The sequence below is a fragment of the Pseudomonas sp. G7(2022) genome, assembly GCF_052660475.1.
In genome coordinates this window covers 2,934,304-2,958,230 of sequence record NZ_CP109659.1, presented here as the reverse complement: position 1 = coordinate 2,958,230, position 23,927 = coordinate 2,934,304, and the positions used below count along the sequence as shown (strand labels likewise).

Annotated in this window: 18 protein-coding genes; 12 read left to right on the top strand and 6 right to left on the bottom strand. The window is 61.8% G+C overall.

Going from position 1 to position 23,927, the window contains the following annotated elements; genetic code table 11:
• The first annotated feature begins 99 nt into the window (after positions 1-99).
• From glgX to NE357_RS13345, 8 genes are all read left to right on the top strand, one after another.
• On the top strand, positions 100-2,259 hold the full coding sequence (glgX, locus tag NE357_RS13380; protein WP_169430256.1) for a glycogen debranching protein GlgX: 2,160 nt from the start codon (positions 100-102) through the stop codon (positions 2,257-2,259).
• Position 2,260: 1 nt separating this feature from the next.
• A complete protein-coding gene (locus NE357_RS13375) occupies positions 2,261-3,259 on the top strand; it encodes an acyl-CoA dehydrogenase family protein (protein WP_169430255.1) in 999 nt (332 codons plus the stop codon).
• A complete protein-coding gene (locus NE357_RS13370) occupies positions 3,256-4,014 on the top strand; it encodes a PIG-L deacetylase family protein (RefSeq protein ID WP_169430254.1) in 759 nt (252 codons plus the stop codon). Before NE357_RS13375 ends, NE357_RS13370 begins: the two co-directional genes overlap by 4 nt.
• Complete coding sequence (locus NE357_RS13365) at positions 4,011-4,610, top strand: SAM-dependent methyltransferase (RefSeq protein ID WP_169430253.1); 600 nt, start codon at positions 4,011-4,013, stop codon at positions 4,608-4,610. Before NE357_RS13370 ends, NE357_RS13365 begins: the two co-directional genes overlap by 4 nt.
• The gene (locus NE357_RS13360) at positions 4,607-5,266 is read left to right on the top strand and encodes a glycosyltransferase (protein ID WP_169430252.1); all 660 of its coding nucleotides are present in this window, start codon (positions 4,607-4,609) and stop codon (positions 5,264-5,266) included. The genes NE357_RS13365 and NE357_RS13360 overlap by 4 nt, the downstream gene beginning before the upstream one ends.
• Positions 5,267-5,440: 174 nt before the next feature.
• Entirely contained in the window at positions 5,441-6,202 is a 762-nt protein-coding gene (locus NE357_RS13355) for a PIG-L deacetylase family protein (protein ID WP_169430251.1), read from the top strand.
• Positions 6,203-6,291: 89 nt separating this feature from the next.
• The gene (locus NE357_RS13350; RefSeq protein WP_169430250.1) at positions 6,292-7,089 is read left to right on the top strand and encodes an endonuclease/exonuclease/phosphatase family protein; all 798 of its coding nucleotides are present in this window, start codon (positions 6,292-6,294) and stop codon (positions 7,087-7,089) included.
• A 384-nt stretch (positions 7,090-7,473) separates the two neighbouring features.
• Positions 7,474-8,544 carry an autotransporter outer membrane beta-barrel domain-containing protein gene (locus tag NE357_RS13345; RefSeq protein WP_169430249.1) on the top strand — a complete coding sequence of 357 codons (1,071 nt, stop codon included), beginning with the start codon at positions 7,474-7,476 and terminating at the stop codon, positions 8,542-8,544.
• A 95-nt stretch (positions 8,545-8,639) separates the two neighbouring features.
• On the opposite strand, the gene glgB is transcribed toward NE357_RS13345, so the two are convergent.
• From glgB to NE357_RS13330, 3 genes are read right to left on the bottom strand one after another with little or no spacing between them, the layout of a single operon-like run.
• Positions 8,640-10,871, bottom strand: coding sequence for a 1,4-alpha-glucan branching protein GlgB (gene glgB, locus NE357_RS13340; protein ID WP_169430248.1), 2,232 nt, complete (start codon positions 10,869-10,871; stop codon positions 8,640-8,642).
• 2 nt (positions 10,872-10,873) lie between these two features.
• Positions 10,874-14,215, bottom strand: a complete 3,342-nt coding sequence (gene treS / locus NE357_RS13335; protein ID WP_169430247.1) for a maltose alpha-D-glucosyltransferase — start codon at positions 14,213-14,215, stop codon at positions 10,874-10,876.
• A gap of 37 nt (positions 14,216-14,252) precedes the next feature.
• Positions 14,253-16,250 carry an alpha-1,4-glucan--maltose-1-phosphate maltosyltransferase gene (locus tag NE357_RS13330; protein WP_169430246.1) on the bottom strand — a complete coding sequence of 666 codons (1,998 nt, stop codon included), beginning with the start codon at positions 16,248-16,250 and terminating at the stop codon, positions 14,253-14,255.
• A gap of 218 nt (positions 16,251-16,468) precedes the next feature.
• On the opposite strand from NE357_RS13330, the gene NE357_RS13325 reads away from it, so the two are divergent.
• Positions 16,469-16,627, top strand: a complete 159-nt coding sequence (locus NE357_RS13325; RefSeq protein WP_169430245.1) for a hypothetical protein — start codon at positions 16,469-16,471, stop codon at positions 16,625-16,627.
• Here NE357_RS13325 and NE357_RS13320 read toward each other — a convergent pair whose 3' ends face one another.
• Positions 16,628-17,164, bottom strand: coding sequence for an MgtC/SapB family protein (locus NE357_RS13320; protein WP_169430244.1), 537 nt, complete (start codon positions 17,162-17,164; stop codon positions 16,628-16,630).
• A 123-nt stretch (positions 17,165-17,287) separates the two neighbouring features.
• Between NE357_RS13320 and NE357_RS13315 the strand changes: the two genes are divergently transcribed.
• The 3 genes from NE357_RS13315 to mapR all read left to right on the top strand — a co-directional run bounded on the left by NE357_RS13315 (position 17,288) and on the right by mapR (position 20,849).
• The gene (locus NE357_RS13315) at positions 17,288-17,536 is read left to right on the top strand and encodes a DUF3203 family protein (protein ID WP_007952135.1); all 249 of its coding nucleotides are present in this window, start codon (positions 17,288-17,290) and stop codon (positions 17,534-17,536) included.
• 195 nt (positions 17,537-17,731) lie between these two features.
• Positions 17,732-19,162 (top strand): cytochrome c oxidase accessory protein CcoG, encoded by a 1,431-nt coding sequence (ccoG, locus tag NE357_RS13310; protein ID WP_169430243.1) that lies wholly within the window; start codon positions 17,732-17,734, stop codon positions 19,160-19,162.
• 277 nt (positions 19,163-19,439) lie between these two features.
• Entirely contained in the window at positions 19,440-20,849 is a 1,410-nt protein-coding gene (gene mapR, locus NE357_RS13305; RefSeq protein WP_169430242.1) for a GntR family transcriptional regulator MpaR, read from the top strand.
• A gap of 72 nt (positions 20,850-20,921) precedes the next feature.
• On the opposite strand, the gene NE357_RS13300 is transcribed toward mapR, so the two are convergent.
• Both NE357_RS13300 and NE357_RS13295 read right to left on the bottom strand, forming a co-directional pair.
• Complete coding sequence (locus NE357_RS13300) at positions 20,922-21,668, bottom strand: SDR family oxidoreductase (protein ID WP_169430241.1); 747 nt, start codon at positions 21,666-21,668, stop codon at positions 20,922-20,924.
• A gap of 85 nt (positions 21,669-21,753) precedes the next feature.
• Entirely contained in the window at positions 21,754-23,835 is a 2,082-nt protein-coding gene (locus tag NE357_RS13295; protein ID WP_169430240.1) for a putative bifunctional diguanylate cyclase/phosphodiesterase, read from the bottom strand.
• Positions 23,836-23,927 lie beyond the last annotated feature (92 nt).

The following is a 23,927-nucleotide window of genomic DNA, read 5'->3' as shown; positions in this document are numbered from 1 at the left end:
GAACCATTGATTTGAGTAACCGTGTGGCGAGTTCGCTCGCCACCGAGGGCTGACTCGTCCTCGAAAAAAACCACCCCCGATTTTTTTGCAGGAGCACCTATGACCCGTCCAAAGAAAGCCGAGCCCGCCGCGCACCCCGAACCCTCGCGAATCCGTGAAGGTCTGCCCTTCCCGCTCGGCGCAACCTGGGATGGTCTGGGGGTGAACTTTGCGCTGTTTTCCGCCAACGCCACCCGGGTCGAACTGTGCATTTTCGACGATGCCGGCGAGGTCGAACTCGAACGCATCGAGCTGCCGGAATACACCGACGAGATTTACCACGGCTACCTGCCCGATGCGCATCCGGGGCTGATCTACGGCTACCGGGTCTACGGTCCGTACGACCCGGCCAACGGACATCGCTTCAATCACAACAAGTTGCTGATCGACCCGTACGCCAAACAACTGGTGGGCGAGTTGAAATGGTCCGAAGCGCTGTTCGGCTACACCATCGGCCACCCGGATGCCGACCTCAGTTTCGATGAACGCGACAGCGCGCCCTACGTGCCCAAATGCAAGGTCATCGACCCGGCGCACACCTGGGGCAACGACCATCGCGTCAGCGTGCCTTGGGACAAGACGATCATTTACGAGACCCACGTGCGCGGCATCAGCATGCGCCACCCGTCGGTGCCGGAAAATGTGCGTGGGACGTTTGCCGGGCTGATGGTCGACGACGTGCTCGAACACATCCGCAAACTGGGTGTGTCTACCGTCGAACTGTTGCCAATCCACGCTTTCGTCAACGACCAGCACCTGCTGCACAAAGGCATGACCAATTACTGGGGCTACAACAGCATTGCGTTCTTCGCCCCGGACCCGCGCTACCTGGCCAGCGGCAAGATTGCAGAATTCAAGGAGATGGTCGCGCACCTGCACGAAGCCAATCTCGAAGTCATCCTCGACGTGGTCTACAACCACACTGCCGAAGGCAACGAACAAGGCCCGACCCTGTCGATGCGCGGGATCGACAACGCCTCGTACTATCGATTGATGCCGGACGACAAGCGCTTTTACATCAACGATTCCGGTACCGGTAACACCCTCGACCTCAGCCATCCGTGTGTGCTGCAAATGGTCACCGACTCGCTGCGCTATTGGGCCAGCGAAATGCACGTCGACGGCTTCCGTTTCGACCTGGCGACCATTCTCGGTCGCTATCACGACGGTTTCGATGAACGTCACAGTTTCCTCGTGGCCTGCCGCCAGGATCCGGTACTGCGTCAGGTGAAAATGATCGCCGAGCCTTGGGATTGTGGTCCGGGCGGTTATCAGGTTGGTAACTTCCCGCCAGGCTGGGTCGAATGGAACGACAAGTTCCGCGACACCGTGCGCGCCTTCTGGAAAGGTGACGACGGCCAGCTCGCCGACTTCGCCAGCCGCATGACGGCCTCCGGGGAAATGTTCAACCAGCGTGGTCGGCGGCCTTACTCATCGGTGAATTTCGTCACCGCCCACGACGGTTTCACCCTCAACGATCTGGTGTCCTACAACGACAAGCACAACGAGGCCAACGACGAAAACAATCAGGACGGCAGCAACAACAACCTGTCCTGGAACCACGGCGTCGAAGGCCCCACCGACGATCCGGAAATCAATGCGCTGCGCCACCGGCAGATGCGCAACTTCTTCGCCACGCTGCTTTTGGCCCAAGGCACGCCGATGCTGGTGGCCGGCGACGAATTCGCCCGCACCCAGGATGGCAATAACAACGCCTACTGCCAGGACAGCGAGATTGGCTGGGTCAACTGGGACCTGAGCGAAGACGGCAAGGCGCTGCTGAAATTCGTCAAGCGCCTGATCAAGTTGCGCCTGGCGTATCCGATCCTGCGCCGCGGGCGTTTTCTGGTCGGCGAATACAACGAAGATATCGGGGTCAAGGACGTGACCTGGCTGGCACCGGACGCCACGGAGATGACCACCGAGCACTGGCACGATGCGCACAACCGTTGTCTCGGCATGCTGCTCGATGGCCGTGCCCAGGAAACCGGCATCCGCCGCAAGGGCGCCGACGCGACGTTGCTGCTGGTGGTCAACGCCCATCACGACATCGTCAACTTCACTTTGCCGGAAGTGCCTGAGGGCAGTTTCTGGACCTGCATGGTCGACACCAATCAACCTTCGATTCGTGGCCAGGAACGCTTCGAATTCGGCCACGAGTACTCGGTCACCGGGCGCTCGCTGTTGTTGTTCGAGCTGCAACGGGAAGAGGAAGACTGACATGGAGCTGTCTGACTATCTGGCACTGCGTACTCTGGACTATGGCGATACCGCCGCCCTTGGACGCTGCCTGCGGGAGATGGTCGAGGCGGGACTGGATCGTCTGCCGTTGCCCGGCAGCGGTCGCACGCTGGAACGCTGGCAACGGCTGGCCGAGGTCGGCGGCCATGATTTGGGGTTGTGCAAACTCTACGAAGGCCATACCGATGCGCTGGCCATCATCGAACAACTGGGCGGTTCACCAACCCCCGGCAGCACGTGGGGCATGTGGGCCGCCGAACCACCGCAGGCACGGGTCCGGGTCACGCCTTCGGGGCATATGGTGCGATTGCACGGGCGCAAGGCGTGGTGTTCCGGTGCGGCAGTGCTCAGCCATGCGCTGCTCACCGCCTGGGATGACGACGATCGCCAGCAACTGGTAGCGGTGGCGCTCGATCAACCGGGTGTGACCGTCACCGACCAAGGCTGGCAAGCCATCGGCATGGCGGCCACCGGCAGCGTCGAGGTGCTGTTCGACAATGTCGAGGCGCAGGCCATCGGCAACCCCGGGGACTACCTGCAACGACCGGGGTTCTGGCACGGCGGCATCGGCATCGCCGCCTGCTGGTACGGTGCCGCGCGGGAAATTGCCGAACGCCTGCACCGGCATTGCGCCAGACGCGAAGAGCCCTACGCACTGGCCAGTCTGGGTGCGGTCGACGCCGCGTTGCAGGCCGCTGCCCAGGTCCTGCGCGTCAGTGCGCTGGACATTGACTGTCACCCTCAGGCCAACGCCGAATTGCTGGCGCGGCGGGTCCGTGCGGTGGTCGAGCAAGCTGCCGAACAGATCATCCATGATACCGGGCACGCGCTGGGGGCCGGGCCGTTTTGCAAGGATCGACATTTCGCGCAACTGATCGCCGACCTCCCGGTGTATCTGCGCCAGAGCCATGCCGAACGCGACCTCGCCTCACTCGGCCAACTGATCGCCCTGCAACCGGCTGAGGCATGGGCGTTATGAAAAACAATCCGATCGTCGGCAAGGGTACGAGTCTGGAGCAATGGCAAGCGTCCCGTCAGTTGGCGGCGCTGGACAGCATCGACATTCTTGATCTCGTACCACCGGGCTCGCGGGCCGTGGTCATCGCGCCTCATCCAGATGACGAAGTGCTGGGCTGCGGCGGTCTCCTGCAACGGCTCGCCGCTGCAGGGCGTGTGCTGCAACTGATTTCGGTCACGGACGGCAGCGCCAGTCATCCCGGATCTGCACGCTGGCCCGTGGAACGCTTGAGCGTGGTACGTCCGCAGGAATCCGCCGAGGCCTTGCGCCGCCTCGGCCTGCCGATGCATCAGTTGCAATGGCTTCGCGGCGGCTTCCCCGACACCCAAGTGGCGGCCCGCGAGTCTTCACTCTGCGACTATCTGACAGGCTATCTGCAAGCCGGCGACGTGGTCTTCACCACTTGGCGCGAGGACGGCCACAGCGACCACGAAGCCGTCGGCCGTGCCAGCGTCGAAGCGGCCCGGCACGTGGGGGCGATTTGCCACGAACTGCCGGTCTGGACCTGGCACTGGGCAGACCCGGAAGACGCCAAAGTGCCTTGGGAGCGGGCGCGAAAAATCGCCCTGACAAAAATGCAGGTGGCGCGCAAACGTCATGCCGTGCACGCCTTCGCCAGTCAGCTGGAAGGCGATCCCGACGCGTGCCTGGCGCCGGTTCTCCCGCCGCATGTGCTCGACCGACTGCTGCAACCGTTTGAAGTGGTGTTTCTGTGAGCGTCGAGGATCGTTACTTCGAGGGGTTGTTCGCCGACAACAATGACCCTTGGGGCTTTCGTCAGCGCTGGTACGAGCAACGCAAACGTCTGGCCACCCTGGCAGCCCTGCCCCGGCCGCGCTATCGGGCAATCTTCGAACCGGGTTGCGCCAACGGCGAACTGAGCGCAGCCCTGGCCGAGCGCTGCGACCGGCTGTTGTGCTGCGACACCAGTGGCGCGGCGGTGAATCTGGCACGCACCCGGTTGAGCCTGTACGAACATACCGAAGTCCGGCAATGTCGTCTGCCGGGGGACTGGCCCGATGAGCAGTTCGACCTGATCGTTTTCAGCGAAATCGGCTATTACCTGGATCGGCAGGATCTGACCGTCGTGATCCGCCGGATCAATGACTCCCTGACCGCCGACGGGCAGTTGCTGGCCTGTCATTGGCGGCCGGCCATCGAGGGCTGCCCGCTCAATGCGCGCCAGGTGCACGACCTGATCCACGAACAGTTGCACCTGCCGCGACTGGTGCTGCATCAGGAAGCGGATTTCCTGCTGGAAGTGTGGAGTCGCGATCCCCGTTCAGTGGCCACGCTGGAGGGCCTGCGATGATCGGTATCCTGATCCCTGCGCACAACGAGGAGGAACGGCTCGATGACTGCCTGCGGGCGGCCCTGCGCGCTGCCGCCCATACCCTGCTGGGTGGCGAGCCGGTCGAGGTGCTGGTGGTGCTCGACAGTTGCACCGACCGCTCGGCAGAGGTCGTCAGTCAGTACCCGGTCCTGACGCTGAGCATCGACGCGCGCAATGTCGGCAAGGCGCGAGCCTGCGGCGCACAACACCTGCTTGAGCGGGGTGCGCGCTGGATCTCCTGTTCGGACGCGGACAGTCGTGTCGCCGACGACTGGCTGGTGGCACAGCTTGGACTGGGGGTCGACGCGGTATGCGGCACCGTGACGGTCGAGCACTGGCAGGATTCCCTGGATGACGCGGCGCAGATTCATTATCACCGCCACTACCAGGCCCGCGATGGGCACCGGCACATCCATGGCGCCAACCTGGGAGTCAGCGCGCAGGCCTACCGGCGCGCCGGCGGGTTCGAGCCCCTGGCCTGCGACGAAGACGTGCAACTGGTGCGTCAACTGGAACGTTGCGGGGCCAGCATCGCCTGGAGTCATCGGCCGCAAGTCGTCACCAGCGCCCGTCTCGACAGTCGCGCACGCGGTGGCTTCGGCGACTATCTGCGACAGCTGGCACAGACTGAATAAAAAAAAGCGGATCAGATTGATCGGCGGCGCGACGAATCGCCGGTCTTGAGCAATACTCTGCATCGCGGCAATCCAGGGTTCGGAGCGCTGCCGGGTTATCAACCAGCCTTCAAGGGTCAAGCACGCGTGGCCGTGCGCGACGGAAGGCCCGACACCACAAGGATGTCCTGCCCCATGAAACCGTTATCCCTCAATGAAAGCGGCCTGCCTGCACAAATCTGGAACAGGGCGGCGCAACTCGACAACATTCCCGTCATCAGCACCCATAATCTGGTCCCGGCCGGCGCCCGCGCCGTGGTCATCGCCCCTCACCCCGGCGACGAAGTGGTCACCTGCGGCGGCCTGCTGCAACTGCTGTGCAGTCTGGGTCATCCCCTGCAATTGCTGTCGATCACCGATGGCAGCGCCAGCCATCCCGGTTCGCGTCAGTGGTCGGAGAAACGCCTGAGCGTATTTCGCCCTCAGGAAAGCGTCGAGGCCTTGCGTCGCCTGGGCTTGCCGATGCACAGCCTGAAATGGGTCCGCGGCGGCTTCACCGACAATGCCCTGCTCGACCAGGAAGCCCTGTTGACCGGGTTCATCTCCCGTTACCTGCGCCCCGGCGACGTGGTGTTCAGCACCTGGCGCGAAGACGGCACCGACGATCATGAAGTGGTCGGCCGGGCCAGCGCCGAGGCTGCCCGCCAGGTCGGCGCGGCCTACCACGATGTGCCGGTCTGGGCATGGCACTGGCCGGAGCGCGATCAGGCACAGATTCCCTGGCACCGCGCACGCAAGCTGCGCCTCGACACCTGGACCGTCGCGCGCAAGAGCCACGCCACTCATGCCTACGCCAGTCAGCTCAATGGCGAACCGGCGATCGGCATTGCGCCGCTGTTGCCCAAGGCTATTCTGGAGCGCATGCGTTTGCCCTATGAGATCGTTTTCGTAGAGTGATCAACGGCCGCGGGCGCCTCACTCAAAGTGAACTGCCCGCCCTCCCGGCCAGTCGCATGAACAGGCAGTCATGATTCAGAGGAGTGACCGTGTCCAGCGACCCCAAGCGTCATGCCATCGACGCACAACCCTTGAACCCCTCCGTCATCCATCGCCTGCGCGTGCTGACGGTCAATACACACAAGGGTTTCACCGCACTCAATCGGCGTTTCATTCTTCCCGAGCTGCGTGAGGCCGTGCGCAGTACCCGTGCCGACCTGGTGTTCCTTCAGGAAGTGGTGGGCGAACACGAGCGGCATTCCAGTCGCTACAACGAATGGCCGCAGACCTCGCAGTACGAATTCCTCGCCGACAGCATGTGGAGCGATTTTGCCTACGGCCGTAATGCGGTCTATCCCGATGGGCATCATGGCAACGCCTTGTTGTCGAAATATCCGATCCGCGAATATCGCAATCTCGACGTCTCGATCACCGGCCCGGAACGACGCGGGTTGTTGCACTGCATACTGGATGTGCCGGGACATGCCGAAGTGCATGCCATCTGCGTGCACCTGAGCCTGCTCGAAAGCCATCGGCAATTGCAGTTGCAGCTGCTCTGTCAGTTGCTCGAATCCCTGCCAGACGATGCGCCAGTGATCATCGCCGGCGATTTCAACGACTGGCAAATGCAGGGCAACGTCGCCCTCGCCCGTCGCGACTACCTGCATGAAGCCTTCGAACGTCATCACGGCCGGCCGGCCAAGACCTACCCCGCACGCTTTCCGCTGTTGCGACTGGACCGGGTCTACCTGCGCAATGCCAGCAGTCACGATCCGCAGATTCTCGGCAGCAAACCCTGGACGCATCTCTCCGATCACCTGCCGCTGGCCGTCGAGGTGCATTTGTAAGCGCACTATTGACAGCCCGGTGGCGTTTCGATGGAGCGGGCACGTCAAAGCGCCCCCGTGACAGACCGACTGTCGGCTGCTGTCGGCCTCACTCGAACGGCTGAGGCAGCGATTCACCCTACAAACAAGAGCTTATATAAATACGTAAAAACAAAAGCTTGCGACTTCCGTTTGAGATCGACGACTCATCGTTCATTTTCTTGACGCAGTGTCAGCGGTCTTCTTAGCTCTACCTTACTACCCCCGGAAACACTACCCGGGGCGAGCCCCGGAGATTCGTGAAAACGAGCCCCCAAGGTTCGCCTCGCTCCATTCGGTCGCCCCTCATTCGGGTAGGAGAGACGCCAAGGCGAGACACCGCATGCGATAGCAAGGCAGACGTTCATGAAAACCTCACTCACTTCACAAGAGATAAAAATCACCTTCTGCACCGTTTCAAGCTCCCTCCTGCTGTGTTCGTCCATGGAGGCGCAGGCCGGCCCTGCGGCGGACGAAACCTCGCCCTGGTATCGGCAGGACGTCACCGTCCTGACCCTGCCTGAAACCATCATCACCCCCGATCCGCCGCGTACAAGCCCGCGCCCCGACCTGCGCGGCTCGAACCTGATGACCGAGGATCCGGCACCCTCGGCCTGGGATCAGCTTTACGGACAATCTGATCGTCAGGCACAACCCGACGCCCTCGGCCCGGGATTTACGGCTTCCGGTTCCACAGCAATCAAAGGGCCACCGGTCTTGACTCTGCAAGGCAGCGGCGGGCCGACCCAGCGGTTCGGGTTGATCGGTGGCACCACGCGGATTCTGGCAAATGGCAGCGGGCTGATCGTCAACAGCGCTCTCGCCGACCCGACCACCGATATCCTCAACCTGCAAGGCCAGAGCCTCGGCGCCTATTACAGCCTGACCGGGTCCGAAGGCTGGCACGTCGACCTGTCAGCCAGCGGTGGCCGGGTCAGCGGGTTCAGTCGCAATGAACAAGGCGCGCGCCTGGCCACCGAAGGCAGCGCGCTGACGTTCTCCGTGGAAGGCGGCTTCCCGATCGGCCTGGGCGAAAACTGGGTGGTTGAACCGCAGGCGCAATTGATCAATCAGCGAATTACCCTCGACACGCCTTACGCCGGCTCAGGCCATGCATCGTCCAGCGATCTTTCGTCCTGGAGCGGCCGGGTCGGAGCGCGCCTCAAAGGCAGTTACGACCTCAGCGGCCTGCCCGTGGAACCCTACGTGCGCACCAACCTCTGGCACACGGTGTACACCGGCAACACGGTGACCCTCGATCAAGTGGACAAGATCAGCAGCAGTCGCAAGTCATCGACGGTGGAATTGGGCTTGGGTCTGGTGGCAAAGGTCACGCCGACCGTGAGCCTGTACGTCAGCGCCGACTACAGCAGTGATGTGGATGACAATGATCTGAACGGGTTGATCGGCAGTCTGGGGGTGCGGATGCGCTGGTGATATCCGGATCATGAAGGACCTTGTGGGAGCTGCGTATCGACGACTCGACTGGCCAGCCGAATCGCCGAACCGCAGCGGGGTTAACGGTGTCTGGCCTACCCCTCCGGCTTGAGGATCAACACCGCCAGCGGCGGCAGATTCAGCTCCAGCGACAACGCCTGGCCGTGGCTGGGCACCTCTTCGGCATACGCCCCGCCACCGTTGCCATAGTTGGAACCCGCATAGGTGTCGGCATCACTGTTGAGCAACTCCTTCCAGCGTCCGGCAAACGGCACACCCACCCGATACGACTGACGCGGCACCGGCGTGAAGTTGGCCACCACCAGCACCGGCGTCCCCGCCTTGCTCCAGCGCAGCCACGCATAGACGCTGTTGATCGCATCGTCACCGATCAACCACTGGAACCCTTGCGGTGCATCGTCCTGCTCATGCAGCGCCGGTTCTTCGCGGTACAAACGATTCAGGTCGCCAACCAGTTTCTGCACGCCTTTGTGCTCGGAATACTGCAGCAGATACCAATCCAGCTGCTGATCGTGATTCCACTCGCGCCACTGGCCGAACTCGCAGCCCATGAACAACAGTTTCTTGCCCGGATGGGTCCACATGAAGCTCAGATAGGCGCGCAGGTTGGCGAACTTCTGCCAGCGGTCGCCGGGCATCTTGTCGATCAGCGAGTGCTTGCCGTGTACCACTTCATCGTGGGAGATCGGCAGGATGAAACGCTCGGACCAGGCGTACACCAGACCGAAACTCAACTCGTTGTGATGATGGGCGCGGTACACCGGATCCTGCTGGATGTAATGCAGCGAATCGTGCATCCAGCCCATGTTCCACTTGTAGGCAAAACCGAGCCCGCCCTGTTGGGTACTCTGGCTGACACCCGGCCACGCCGTGGATTCCTCGGCAATCACCAGCGCTCCCGGTGCCTCCAGCGCCACCACATCGTTCAGATGACGAAGGAAGTCGATGGCCTCCAGGTTCTCCCGGCCGCCATGACGATTGGGCACCCACTCGCCGGCCTTGCGCGAATAGTCGCGGTAGAGCATCGACGCCACTGCATCGACCCGCAGGCCGTCGATGTGGAAATGCTTCAGCCAGTGCAGTGCCGACGCCAGCATGTAGCCATGCACTTCGGTGCGACCCAGGTTGTAGATCAGCGTGTCCCAGTCCTGATGAAAGCCTTCCAGCGGGTTGCCGTATTCGTACAGCGCGGTGCCGTCGAACTGCGCCAGACCATGGGTATCGGTCGGAAAATGCGCCGGCACCCAGTCGAGAATCACCCCGATGTCAGCCTGATGGCAGGCGTTGATGAACGCCGCGAATTCGTCCGGCGTGCCGTAACGAGCGCTCGGCGCGAATTGCGACAGCAGCTGATAGCCCCAGGAACCACCGAACGGGTGCTCCATGATCGGCATCAGTTCGATGTGGGTGAAACCCAGTTCCTTCACGTAGGGAATCAGCCGCTCGGCCAGCTCCGGCCAGGTGTACTGACGGGCAACTTCTCCCAGATCGTCCAGCTCGCATTGCCAGGATCCGGCATGCAGCTCATAGATCGACAGCGGCGCATTGTGTTGCTGGCGCTCGCGGCGGCCGGTCATCCAGTCCTGATCCTGCCAGTCGATCTGCAACGGCGAGGCGACTTTGGACGCGGTATCCGGCGGCAGGCTGGTGGCCAGTGCCATCGGGTCGGCCTTCAGCGGCAGGATGCCGTGGGCGCCGAGGATTTCGTACTTGTACAGCTCCCCCGCTTGCAGGCGCGGAATGAACAGCTCCCAGACCCCGGACGGATGCCGCAGACGCATCGGATGACGTCGCCCGTCCCAGACGTTGAAGTCGCCGACCACCGACACCCGCCGGGCATTCGGTGCCCACACGGCAAACCGCACGCCATCGACGCCATCTATGGTTTTCAACTGTGCGCCGAGGCAACTGCTGAGATCGCGATGGTTGCCTTCGGCGAACAGATACAAGTCCATTTCACCGAGCAACTGGCCAAAGCTGTAGGGATCTTCGGCGACCTGTTCGCCACCGGCCCAGCGGGTGCGCAACAGGTAAGGCCGTACGCCCTCGAAATGCCCGACGAACAGCCCCGGCGTTTCGGTGGCGTCCAGCGGACCAATCTCTTCGCCAGTGTTTTTGTCCAGCACCGAAACGCTCAACGCGCCGGGCAGATACGCCCGGATAAACTGCCCCCCGGCGCCATCGCCGTGGGGGCCAAGAATGGAAAACGGGTCTTGATGTTCTGCGCGCACCAATGCATCGATATCTTTTGCAGTGGGCAGCAATCTTTCTTTAGCGTGACCCTGTTCCCTGTTCGAGAAACTCATGACTACTCTCCATCAAGATCGGAAAAGGGTTCCAGCCCCGTCAATAACCCATACAGGCCGTGCAACGGCACGGGCAGCCAGGTGGGGCGATTTTCGGCTTCATAGGCCACTTCGTAGGCCGCTTTCTCCAGACCGAACAACGCCAGTGCGGCGTCGGCACCTTCAGGATCTTGCCAGGCATGATCAAGACTAGCTGCCGCTTGGCGATATGCCTGGAGAAATGCTTCCCGGGCTTCGCGCAGGTAACGCTCCGTGACCCGCCGACGCGCGGCTTCGGCCTCGGGGCTGTTGTCGACGTTGTGCACATTCAGGGCCATGGCGGCGGCATAGTCGAAGGAACGCAGCACCCCGCTGACATCCTTGTACGGACTGTGCTTGCCTCGGCGCTCGGCCAGTGGCCGTGCCGGCTCACCTTCGAAATCGATCAGATAGGCGTCGCCCTTGATCACCAGCACCTGCCCCAAATGCAGGTCGCCATGCACGCGAATCCGCAGGCCGCCAGCCGACTGCTTCGCCAGTTCCTGCACATGGGCCAAGATGGTTTTCTTGTGGTCGAGCAAGCGACCGACCAGCTTCTGATCCGTCGCGTCGAGTTCACCCTGATGTTGCTTGAGCAGCTTCAGCGCGTGCTCGACCTGAGCCGCGACATCCTTGCCGGTCGCCTGCGCGTCCTTGGTCAAACTGACTTGCGGTGCGAAGTCCTTGTTGTCGCTCGGCGCTGCCAGCACCTGATGCATTTCCCCCAGACGCTGGCCGAGCATGCCGGCGAAATCCTTCAACTCACCCAAGGCATTGTAGTGTTGCGCCTGTTCGGAAACGGCGTCGGCCAGTTCATCGCGCAGCGCCCGTTCGAGGTTGTTCTGTGTCCATTCCCAGGCGTCGCCCTGATTGCTCAAGTAGCCCTGCGCAATCATCAGCAGGTTGTCTTCGCCCTTCCCGTCGCGGCGAATCACCGAACCCAGCAGCGGAGAGATATTGGCAAATCCGGCCGCGGTCAGGTAAGCGCTCATCTCCAGTTCCGGGTGTACGCCAGAAGCGACTTTGCGGATCAGCTTGAGCACCAGACTGTTGCCGATCACCACCGAACTGTTGGATTGCTCGGCGGACAGATAACGCACTTCGGATTCCGCGCCGAGACCGAGTTTTTCCAGCTCAGGCGTTGCCTCGAAACGGATCTCGCCATCGCTGGATTCCAGCACCGTCCCGGACTGCATGCCTTGCAGCACTGCGCGAATAAAGGCTTCGAGGCTGAATGCATCGGTAATCAGCCCGACCTGACGCACCCGACGCACCCGCGCCAGGGCCAATTGCTGCGGCAACGCCGGCCCGACCTGATCTTCGGAAATAAAGCCGAACGGCAATTGATAACGACTGGACTGCCCGCCGCTCTGCACTTCGATTTCGCTGAGCAGCACCGGATGCTGCGCATCGCCGAAGCGCACGCCGTAGGCCAGCTTCACGTGTTCGATGGCAGCATCCTTGCCGGCGAACCAGCGGCGATTCTGCAGCCAGTTTGGCAGGATGCCCTGTTCGAGGGTGGCTCGTGATGGCGCTTCGAGCAGTTCTTCCATGCGTTTTTTCAGCACCAGCGTGGTGAAGTCCGGCAGACTCTGCGCGGGCTCGACGTGCCAGCTCGGCATCTGGTTTTCCGCCGCCAGGCCGAACCAGTAGAAGCCGTAAGGCGCCAGGGTCAGCAGAAAGTTGAGCTGGCCGATGGGCGGAAATGCGTTACCACCGAGCATCTCCACCGGCACCATGCCGACGTAGGCCGACAGGTCCAGCTCCACCGCCTGGGCACTGCGCGAGACGTTGGCCACGCACAGGATGATTTCGTGTTTGCCATCCGGGCCGGTGTATTCGCGGGTGTAGGCCAGCACGCGACGGTTGGCCGGCGAGAGCATTTTCAGCGTGCCACGACCGAATGCCTTGGATTGCTTGCGCACGGCCAGCAGACGGCGAGTCCAGTTCAGCAGCGAATGCGGGTCACCGGCCTGGGTTTCGACGTTGACCGACTGATAGCCGTATTGCGGGTCCATGATCGGCGGCAGGACCAGACTGGCCGGATCGGCGCGGGAGAACCCGCCGTTGCGGTCGATCGACCATTGCATCGGCGTGCGCACGCCGTCGCGGTCGCCGAGGTAGATGTTGTCACCCATGCCGATCTCATCGCCGTAATACAGGGTGGGCGTGCCGGGCATCGACAGCAGCAAACTGTTGAGCAGCTCGATGCGGCGACGGTCGCGCTCCATCAGCGGCGCCAGACGTCGGCGGATGCCGAGGTTGATCCGTGCGCGGCGGTCGGCGGCGTAGTAATTCCAGAGGTAGTCGCGCTCCTTGTCGGTGACCATCTCCAGCGTCAGTTCATCGTGGTTGCGCAGGAAGATCGCCCATTGGCAATTGGCCGGGATCTCCGGAGTCTGGCGCAGGATATCGGTGATCGGGAAGCGATCTTCCTGGGCCAGCGCCATGTACATGCGCGGCATCAGCGGGAAGTGGAACGCCATGTGGCATTCGTCGCCATTCACGCCCTCGGCGTCGGTGTCACCAAAATACAGCTGGGTGTCTTCCGGCCATTGGTTGGCTTCGGCCAGCAGCATGCGATCCGGATAGTTGGCGTCGATTTCGGCGCGGATCTGCTTGAGGACGTCGTGGGTTTCCGGCAGGTTTTCGTTGTTGGTGCCGTCGCGCTCGATCAGGTACGGAATGGCATCCAGGCGCAGGCCGTCGATGCCCATGTCCAGCCAGTAGCGCATCACCGACAGCACGGCTTTCATGACTTGCGGGTTGTCGAAATTCAGATCGGGCTGGTGCGAATAGAAACGGTGCCAGAAGTACTGCCCGGCCACCGGGTCCCAGGTCCAGTTGGACTTTTCGGTGTCGAGAAAAATGATCCGCGTGCCGTCGTATTTCTGATCATCATCCGACCATACATAGAAGTCGCGAGCGGCCGAACCGGGTTTGGCCTTGCGGGCCCGCTGGAACCACGGGTGCTGGTCGGAAGTGTGGTTGATGACCAGCTCGGTGATGACACGCAAACCACGCTTGTGGGCCTCGGCGATGAACCGCCTGGCGTCAGCCATCGTCCCGTAATCGCTGTGCACACCCCGGTATTCGGCGATGTCGTAGCCATCATCGCGCCGTGGCGACGGGTAGAACGGCAGCAGCCAGATGGTGTTGACGCCAAGGTCGGCGATGTAATCGAGTTTGGCGATCAGGCCGGGAAAGTCGCCGATTCCGTCGTTGTTGGAGTCGAAAAAGGATTTGACGTGAACTTGATAGATGACCGCGTCCTTGTACCAGAGCGGGTCCTTGATGAAGGTGGCAGCCTTGGGTTTCTTCGCCATATGAAACTCCTGTTGAATTCTGTTGGGGCGCCCACGATCAGGAAGCAGTAATGCGCCAGATTCCAAACGGCTGATACGCCGGGTCGATCCGCATGAACTGGTACTTGCCGTGCCAGTCCCAGCGATGGCCGTTCATCAAATCTTCGCCGTGGGTGGTGGCATCATCCGCCAGGCCCATTTCCCACAGCGGCAGCTCGAAATTCGCCTCCTGCACGTTATGCGGATCGAGGCTGACGGCCACCAGAATGAAATTGCTGCCGTCCGCGCTGCGCTTGCCGAAATACAGAATGTTGTCGTTCCAGGCGTTGTAGACCTTCAGGCCCAGATGGCTGTGCAACGCCGGGTTCTGCCGGCGGATGCGGTTGAGCTGGGCGATCTCGGCAATGATGTTGCCGGGCTGGTTGAAGTCGCGGACGCGGATTTCGTACTTCTCCGAATCGAGGTATTCCTCCTTGCCCGGCACCGGTGCCGATTCGCACAGTTCAAACCCCGAATACATGCCCCACAGGCCCGAACCCATGGTCGCCAGCGCCGCACGGATGAGAAACCCGGGACGCCCCGACTCATGCAGGAACGCCGGGTTGATGTCCGGGGTGTTGACGAAGAAATTCGGCCGATAGCACTCGCGCCAAGGTGATTCATTGAGTTCGCTGAAGTAAGTCGCCAGTTCGGCCTTGGTGTTGCGCCAGGTGAAATAGGTGTAGCTCTGGGTGTAACCGACCTTGCCCAGTCGCGCCATCATCGCCGGCGTGGTGAACGCTTCAGCGAGGAAGATCACCTCCGGGTGCAGTGCGCGCACATCGGCGATCAGCCATTGCCAGAACGGCAGCGGCTTGGTGTGCGGATTGTCGACGCGAAAGATCTTCACGCCCTCCTGCACCCAGCCGACCACGATGTCGCGCAGCTCGACCCACAGGCTCGGAATCGCTTCCGGCGCATAGAAGTCGACGTTGACGATGTCCTGGTATTTCTTCGGCGGGTTCTCCGCGTATTTGATCGTGCCGTCCGGCCGCCAGTTGAACCAGCCCGGATGCTGCTTGAGCCAAGGGTGGTCCTGGGAACACTGGATCGCAAAGTCGAGGGCGATTTCCAGACCGTGCTCGGCAGCGGCAGTCACCAGTCGACGAAAATCCTCACGGGTGCCGAGCTGCGAGTGAATCGCTTCATGCCCGCCCTCTTCACTGCCGATCGCATACGGGCTGCCGGGGTCGTCGGGGCCGGCGGTCAGGGAATTGTTGCGGCCCTTGCGGTGGCTGCGGCCAATCGGGTGGATCGGCGTGAAATACAACACGTCGAAACCCATGTCCTGAATCATTGGCAGACGCGCGTGTACGTCATTGAAGGTGCCGTGGCGGGCGGGATCGTCGGTGATCGAGCGGGGAAACAACTCGTACCAACTGGCGAACTCGGCGAGTTCACGCTCCACGTCCACCGGGAATTCACTGCTGATGCTCAAATAAGGGCGGTGATCGGCCTCGGCCATCAACTGCGCACTTTGCGGGTGCAGAAACAGCGCGACCTGCTCGGTTTCGAGCAGGCCGGACAATTCGTGGTGCAAGGCTGCCAGTTGTTCGCTCAGCTGACCTTCGCTGCGCTCGGCGGCTTGCTGCACCATGGTGCGTCCTTCTTGCAGCTCAAGGCTGACCGGAACGGCGGCGGTGTGCTTCTTCTCCAGCTCGTATTGAAAACTGGCGAACTGGTCGATCCAGGCTTCGATCAGGAACAAGTACCGGCCCATGCGCTGCGGCTGGAACACTCCGCGCCAGCCGTTGTTACCCTGATCGCTCATGACTTCGGTTTGCCAGGTTTCATCGCCCTCTTCGCGCCAGCGGATACGCACCGCCAGTTTGTCGTGGCCGTCGGCGAACACCTTGCTGGTGACCACGATCTTGCGGCCTGCGATTGCCTTGACGGCAAACTGTCCGCCGTCGAGGGTCGGCGCGGTGTTTTCTATGACGATACGCGGCAGCAGCAAGGCCTGCGACAACGGTATATGCGGGTTGTAGCTCTGTTCTGAGGGTTTTTCAGCAGTCATTGAGCATCTCTCCTTAACGCCCCAAGGACGCTCGTTTGCCTGTTTGGCGATCACGGCCGGGCCTGCGCCCGATGATGAACTCTCTCAGGTTCCGAGCGACTCACGCCGGGAAAAGTTCACAGGGATTTGCCCCGCCACAAAATCGGATCGATTTCGCAGTGAAGTGGTCAATCCACTTAAGCACTTCCCACGCCAAGTGCCACACGGAGGTTCACCCGATGACTATCCCGATTCCAGCCGAAACACCCGATCCGAACATCGATAAACCGACCCTGCCCGAGACCGAGCCGCAACCGATTCCCGAACAGAAACCGCCAGGCTCCACGCCACCGCCCAAGGAAGAACCGCCGACGACCATGCCGCCGGTAATCGTCTGATCAGCGCGGGTCGTTGTGGTCTTTCTCGATGCGGTCTTTCTCGACGTGATCGTTTTCGAAGACTCTGACGATCCGTGGCATGACACTGAAGATCCCCCAAGCGAGCAATGTACTGAGCAGCGCCGTCGCCTCGCGGCCCAGACCGGCCGCGACGCCGATGGCGGCGGTCATCCACAGGCCCGCAGCGGTGGTCAGGCCTTTGACGTGCCCTTCATCGCCTTCGTGATTTTTCAGAATGGTGCCGGCCCCCAGAAAGCCGATACCGGCAATCACGCCTTGTACCACCCGGCTCATCGCGTCGGCCTGCGATCCGGACAATTGCGGCACCAGTACAAACAGCGCCGCGCCGAGGGCCACCAGCATGTGCGTTCGCACCCCGGCGGCCTTGCCCTTGTGCTCGCGCTCGAACCCGAGAATCCCGCCCAATATTGCCGCCATCAGCAGACGCACGGTGATCCGGGTCAGTTGCGACGCATCGCCGATATCGGCGAATTCCGCTTGCAGGGTTTCCCACACTTCATGCCACCAGGCGTTCATCGTGCAGTCCTTTTAATGCGTTGATAGTGGATGGACAGCGCCGACCATTAATCGGTTGCGTCGAACGATCTGCAGAACCTCGCACCCTAACGTTTCAGACTCCCGTGAAAAAAGGACAACGCCATGCCCCTTCGTATCGATGAAAGCAATCCGGAATCGAAAGTCTGTTTTTTCACCGTTGAAAATGGTGAGGAAATCCGGATCTGCGACACGCTGGAAGTCAGGACAGATAGCGAAAAAGCCATGTCGTTCGTCGAAGTGGAAGGACGGCGCATCTACGTCACCGAAGCCGAAGCTGACGCCTTGACCGTCGCAGGCGCCAGGGACGGACGCAAACACCTGAAGGCTGACGACAGTGATTCGGTGATTTGACTGACCCCGGTCAAGAACTGGCGCAGACGTCTGGGATAGGCCTCTGCGCCATAGCCTGCGGGCTGCTTCAAGTTGTCGCAGGCGTGGGTGCAAATCCCATCTGATACGCTTTTTATTGAAATACCTGAGTCTGTTATGCAAACAGATCGGCGCTCATAGTTCACTGGCCTGATGGAGGCTGATGAGCGAACGACCATGAGCGAACGAATCCCCGTCCGAACCGTAGAAGCATCTCCCCAGATAAAAAAAGTACCGGCGCGCCCAATGAAGGCGAAACACGCCACCAGCGACAACCAGATTTTCACCCGCAGCTTCACCGGCCTGTTCCGCACCTTGCGCATGAGCGGCGCGGGGTTTCTGTTTCTGCTGTTCTTCGGCACCGTGTGGCTGAACTGGGGTGGGCGTCAGGCGGTGCTCTGGGACCTTTCCGAAAGCAAATTCCACATCTTTGGCGCGACCTTCTGGCCACAGGATTTCATTCTGCTGTCGGCGCTGCTGATCATTGCCGCGTTCGGCCTGTTCGCCATTACCGTGTTCGCCGGCCGGGTCTGGTGCGGTTACACCTGCCCGCAGAGTTCGTGGACGTGGATTTTCATGTGGTGCGAGAAGATCACCGAGGGTGAGCGCAACCAGCGGATCAAACTGCAAGCTGCGCCCTGGAGCCTCAACAAACTGGCGCGGCGTGCGGCCAAGCACACGTTGTGGCTGGCGATCAGCGTGCTCACCGGCCTGACCTTCGTCGGCTACTTCACCCCGATCCGCCCGTTGGCCGAAGAACTGCTGACCCTGCAGATTGGCGGGGTCAGCCTGTTCTGGGTGCTGTTCTTCACCGCCGCCACCTACATCAACGCCGGCTGGCTGCGCGAAGCCGTGTGCATGCACATGTGCCCGTATGCGCGGTTCCAGAGCGTGATGTTCGACAAGGACACACTGACGATTTCCTACGACGCAGCTCGCGGCGAAAACCGCGGCCCGCGCAAACGCGAGGTGAAACCGGCCGAAGCCGGCCTCGGCGATTGCATCGACTGCCAGTTGTGCGTGCAGGTCTGCCCGACCGGCATCGACATCCGTGACGGCCTGCAAATGGAATGCATCGGTTGCGCAGCGTGCATCGACGCCTGCGACTCGATCATGGACAAGATGAATTACGCCCGTGGCCTGATTCGCTACACCTCCGAGCGCGAGTTGCAGGGCGGCAAGACGCACTTGCTGCGCCCGAGATTGATTGGCTACGTCGCGGTGCTGGTGGTGATGATCGGCGCCCTCGCCCTGGCACTGGTCGAACGGCCGATGGTGTCGCTGGACGTGACCAAGGACCGGGGCCTGTTCCGTGAAAACGGTCAGGGCCAGATCGAAAACATCTACACCCTCAAGGTCATCAACAAGACCCAGCAACGCCAGGATTACAAGCTGACGCTGTTGGACGGCGACGGCTTCCAGCTGCAAGGCAAGACCGAGCTGAGCCTGGCGCCGGGCGAGATCGTCGATGTACCGGTGTCGGTGGCGATGACCACGGAACGTGCGGCCAGCAGCTCGCAGACCTTGAGCTTCAAGATTGCCGACAGCGATGAGCCCGCGATTTATAGCGTGGCGAAGAGCCGGTTTGTTGCGCCGATGAATCGGTGAGGCTTTAAGATGGCGGCGGTTTCGGGGGGGGGTTGTAGTGTGTCAGTGCGATTGGCCCTCACCCCAGCCCTCTCCCGGAGGGAGAGGGAGCCGGCTGCGATGTCTCGCGCTACACATCGACCTGAAAAACCGGGTCGATTATGGATTCACAGCAGAACGTTCAGGTCGGCGTAACTCTGAAGCATCCCGCAATCAGTCCCCTCTCCCTCCGGGAGAGGGCTAGGGTGAGGGGCTTTTCCCTGACACTCTACACATTCAACCAGCACCAAGGCCCCCGATGAAACGCTACGAAAAATTCGCCGATGACATCGCTGAACTGATCCGCTCCGGCGTCCTCGGCCCCGGCCAGCGGGTGCCGTCGGTGCGCTACGCGAGCCAGACCTACGGCGTCAGCCCGTCCACGGTGTTCCAGGCCTACTACCTGCTGGAGCGTCGCGGCCTGATCCGCGCCCGGCCGCGCTCGGGTTACTTCGTCAATACCCATGCCCCGAGCCCGTTCTCGGAGCCGGTGATCAGCAGCCAGGTCAACGAGTCCACCGAGGTCGACGTCAGCGAACTGGTGTTCTCGGTGCTGGAATCGATCAAGGACCCGAGCACCGTGCCGTTCGGCTCGGCCTTTCCCAGCCCCGAACTGTTCCCGCTGCAACGTCTGTCACGCTCGCTGGCCAGCGCCGCACGGGAGATGGACCCGCGGATGGTGGTCACCGACATGTCGCCGGGTAACCCGCAACTGCGCCGGCAGATCGCCCTGCGCTACATGGTCGGCGGCCTGATGCTGCCGATGGAAGAATTGCTGATCACCAACGGCGCCCTCGAAGCGCTGAACCTGTGCCTGCAGGCGGTGACAGAACCCGGCGATCTGGTGGCCATCGAAGCCCCGGCGTTCTATGCCAGCCTGCAAGTGCTGGAGCGGCTGAAACTCAAGGCTGTGGAAATCCCCGTACACCCGCGCGACGGTATCGACCTCGGCGTGCTGGCCCAGACCCTGGAACGACACCCGATCAAGGCCTGCTGGTGCATGACCAGTTTCCAGAACCCGATGGGCGCGACCATGCCCGAGACCAAGAAACAGGAACTGGTGGAACTGCTGAAACAGCATCAAGTGCCGCTGATCGAAGACGACGTCTACGCCGAACTCTATTACGGCCAGCAGGCACCCAAACCGGCCAAGGCCTTCGACACCGAGGGTCTGGTGATGCATTGCGGTTCATTTGCCAAGAGCCTGGCCCCCGGCTACCGCATCGGCTGGGTCGCCGCCGGACGCTACGCACAGAAAATCGAACGCCTGAAACTGATGACTTCGTTGTGCGCCTCGATGCCGGCGCAAGCAGCCATCGCGGACTACCTGCAACATGGTGGCTATGACCGCCACCTGCGCAAACTGCGCTACGCCCTGGAAGAACAGCAAAGCGCCATGCTCGCGGCCATCGCCCGCTACTTCCCGGCGCAGACCCGCGTGAGCCAACCCGCCGGCGGGTATTTCCTGTGGCTGGAACTGCCGCCGCAAATGGACTCGTTGAAGTTGTTTCAGATGGCGTTGGCGCAGGGGATCAGCATTGCGCCGGGGCCGATTTTCTCGCCGACTCAACGATTCAGGAATTGCATCCGGTTGAATTACGGCAGCCCGTGGACCGAGAGTTCAGAGAAGGCGATGGAGACGCTGGGGCGGATTGTACGGTCGTTCTGACGGATTGTTGTTGCCACGGGTATCGCCTGATGATCGTTCCCATGCTCTGCGTGGGAACGATCATTGGAATACTTAACGGCCGCCGCCAAGATCGACGAAAGTTCCGGTGGCATATGAAGCCTTGTCCGACAGCAACCAGACAATCGCCTCCGCCACCTCATCCGGCCGCCCGCCACGGGCCATCGGAATGGCCGATTCCAGTTTGCTGACCCGATCCGGATCGCCGCTCAACGCGTGGAAATCGGTGTAGATGTACCCCGGACGCACCGCGTTGACCCGAATCCCCTCTCCCGCCACTTCCTTGGACAGGCCGATGGTGAACGTGTCGAGGGCCCCCTTGGACGCGGCATAGTCGACGTACTCGTTCGGCGAGCCCAGGCGTGCGGCGACCGAAGAGACGTTGACGATGCTGCCACCCTGCCCGCCGTGTCTGGGCGACATGCGCAGGATCGCGTGCTTGGCGCAGAGGATCGGCGCCAGGACGTTGGTTTTCATGATTTTGAGGATGCGGAATTCCGACATTTCCTCGACCCGGGATTTATGCCCGACTGTGCCGGCGTTATTCACCAGTGCAGTGACCCGGCCCAGCTCGGTGTCGACCCGGTGAAACAGGCCGATCACTTCGTCTTCAATGCTGACGTCGGCGCGTACCGCGATGGCCGTGGCGCCACGCGCGCGTACCTGATCGAGTACGTGGTGAGCCGCCTGCTCGTCAGACTGATAATTGATGCAGATCCGATAGCCTTGCTCGGCAGCCAACAGCGCGGTGGCGGCTCCGATTCCGCGCCCGCCACCGGTGATCACTATGACTTTATCCATGCTGGCCTTCCCCCCCGATGTACACGTAACAGTCGGGGCAAGAATAACCGTCATTGCAGGGTTTTGCATGGCCTGCGTCAGCCGTTCAGCTCGCCGCCAATTGTTTGCCGCGTGCAATGTCCTGCAGGAAGCGGTCGGCCGGCATCGGGTGGCCGAGCAGGTAACCCTGCAGCGAATCGCAGCCCAGTTGCGTCAGGAAGTCCTGCTGCACACCGGTCTCCACGCCCTCGGCGACAATGCGCAGACCCAGTGCCTGACCGAGCGCGACGATCGCCGAAACGATGGCCGCGTCATCGCTGTCGTGCTCCAGGTCGCGGACAAAACCGCGATCAATCTTCAGCTCGTTGGCCGGCAGGCGCTTGAGGTACATCAGGCTCGAATAACCGGTGCCGAAGTCATCGATGGACAGGTCAACGCCCATGTCCGACAGTTCCTGCAACACTGTCATGCTCGCGTCGGCGTCGCTCATGGCGGTGGTCTCGGTGATTTCCAAGGTCAGGCTGTTGGCCGGCAAATGGTGCGTGGCCAGCGCCTTGGCCACGCTGCGCACCAATCCGGCGTGACAGAACTGCAGAGCGGACAGATTCACCGCGATCCGCCAGTCGGTGTAGCCCAGCACGTACCACTCGCGCATCTGCCGGCAGGCTTCATTGAGTACCCATTCGCCGATCGGAATGATCAACCCGGTTTTCTCGGCCAGATCGATGAACTTGTCCGGCATCAGCATGCCGTGAACCGGATGTTCCCAGCGCAACAGTGCTTCGGCACCGACCGGGTGGCCATCGGCGGCATGGAACTTGGGTTGGTAATGCAGGCTGAACTGGCTGTGCTCCAACGCCGCGCGCAGATCCTGCAGCAGTTGCAGTTGCTTGCGGGCGTTACTGTTCATCGAGACGTCGAAGAAGCTGTAGCCGTTCTTGCCGCCGCCCTTGGCGTGGTACATCGCAGCGTCGGCGTTCATCAGCAGTTCCTGGGCGCTCTGGCCATTGCCCGGATACAGGGCGATGCCGACGCTGGCGGAAATCTGCAGGTCATGTTCGGCGACCCGGAACGACTGCGCGATCAGGCCCACCTGACGTGCTGCCAGACCCAGCGCGTCGTCAGGCTCGGCCAGGCGCACCAGCAGCACAAACTCATCGCCGCCAATCCGCGCCAGCGTGTCGAGGCTGCGCAAATCTTCACGCAGGCGCACCGCCACTTCGCGCAGCAACTGGTCGCCCATGTGGTGACCGAAAGCGTCGTTGACGGGTTTGAAGCCGTCCAGATCGATGAACATCAGCGCAAAACAGCCGCCCTGTTCGTTGACCTTTTTCATCGCCTGATTGATCCGGTCGTCCAGCAACATCCGGTTCGGCAGCCCGGTCAGGGTGTCGTGCAAAGCCAGCTGGGTGAGTTCGCGGTTGGCCACGGTCAACGAATGGGCCAGATCAGCGGTGCGGGCTTCGAGGCGCGCGTCGAGAATCGAGGTCAGCAGCGCGATGGCCAGCACCGCCAGCGTGGTGATCAGCACCAGGTTGTCCAGGCCATTGCCATTCAGACCGCTGAGCACCGCGCCGCAGAAACTGCCTTCGGGAAACCGCGCCGCCGCCATACCGGTGTAGTGCATGCCGACAATCGCCACGCCCATGACAATCGCCGCCCCGGCACGGAACAGCCGCACATAGGGCGAATGCTGACGCAGGCGAAAGGCGATCCACAGCGCTGCCGCCGACGCGCCGACGGCGATCAGCAGCGAGGCGCCGAACATTGTCGGATCGTAGTCGATGCCCGGTTGCATGCGCATCGCGGCCATGCCGGTGTAATGCATCGCGCTGATGCCGGCGCCCATGATCAACGCGCCAAAGGCCAGTTGCCAGGCCGGCAGTTTCGGCTGGCTGACCAGCCACAGGGCAAAACCGCAGGACAGCACGGCGATCAGCAATGAAAGCGCCGTGATCGAAATGTCGTAGCCGAGGCTGATCGGCAGCGTGAACGCCAGCATTCCGATGAAGTGCATCGACCAGACGCCGACGCCCATGGCAAACGCCCCGCCGGCCGTCCATATATGCACGGCGCGTCCCTTGGCGGTGGCAATGCGCCCGGTGAGATCGAGCGCGGTGTAGGAAGCGAGGATCGCCACACACAGCGAAATGAAAACCAGGGTGAAGGAATAGCTACCGATGAGCATGAGAATTCTCGTGACCACCCCACCGTACTGCTTCCGTTCTCGGCGGGGCCAAATGCGCCGATTGTACTGATTGCAAAAAAGAATTCACTGAC

Bases quoted from the DNA above. Each gene is read 5' to 3' on its own strand.
- mapR (WP_169430242.1), top strand. From the start codon at position 19,440: ATGAAACGCTACGAAAAATTCGCCGATGACATCGCTGAACTGATCCGC.
- NE357_RS13315 (WP_007952135.1), top strand. From the start codon at position 17,288: ATGCCCCTTCGTATCGATGAAAGCAATCCGGAATCGAAAGTCTGTTTT.
- glgB (WP_169430248.1), bottom strand. From the start codon at position 10,871: ATGAGTTTCTCGAACAGGGAACAGGGTCACGCTAAAGAAAGATTGCTG.
- treS (WP_169430247.1), bottom strand. From the start codon at position 14,215: ATGGCGAAGAAACCCAAGGCTGCCACCTTCATCAAGGACCCGCTCTGG.
- NE357_RS13360 (WP_169430252.1), top strand. From the start codon at position 4,607: ATGATCGGTATCCTGATCCCTGCGCACAACGAGGAGGAACGGCTCGAT.
- NE357_RS13330 (WP_169430246.1), bottom strand. From the start codon at position 16,250: ATGACTGCTGAAAAACCCTCAGAACAGAGCTACAACCCGCATATACCG.
- NE357_RS13375 (WP_169430255.1), top strand. From the start codon at position 2,261: ATGGAGCTGTCTGACTATCTGGCACTGCGTACTCTGGACTATGGCGAT.
- NE357_RS13300 (WP_169430241.1), bottom strand. From the start codon at position 21,668: ATGGATAAAGTCATAGTGATCACCGGTGGCGGGCGCGGAATCGGAGCC.
- NE357_RS13355 (WP_169430251.1), top strand. From the start codon at position 5,441: ATGAAACCGTTATCCCTCAATGAAAGCGGCCTGCCTGCACAAATCTGG.
- NE357_RS13345 (WP_169430249.1), top strand. From the start codon at position 7,474: ATGAAAACCTCACTCACTTCACAAGAGATAAAAATCACCTTCTGCACC.
- NE357_RS13325 (WP_169430245.1), top strand. From the start codon at position 16,469: ATGACTATCCCGATTCCAGCCGAAACACCCGATCCGAACATCGATAAA.
- NE357_RS13320 (WP_169430244.1), bottom strand. From the start codon at position 17,164: ATGAACGCCTGGTGGCATGAAGTGTGGGAAACCCTGCAAGCGGAATTC.
- NE357_RS13370 (WP_169430254.1), top strand. From the start codon at position 3,256: ATGAAAAACAATCCGATCGTCGGCAAGGGTACGAGTCTGGAGCAATGG.
- glgX (WP_169430256.1), top strand. From the start codon at position 100: ATGACCCGTCCAAAGAAAGCCGAGCCCGCCGCGCACCCCGAACCCTCG.
- NE357_RS13295 (WP_169430240.1), bottom strand. From the start codon at position 23,835: ATGCTCATCGGTAGCTATTCCTTCACCCTGGTTTTCATTTCGCTGTGT.
- ccoG (WP_169430243.1), top strand. From the start codon at position 17,732: ATGAGCGAACGAATCCCCGTCCGAACCGTAGAAGCATCTCCCCAGATA.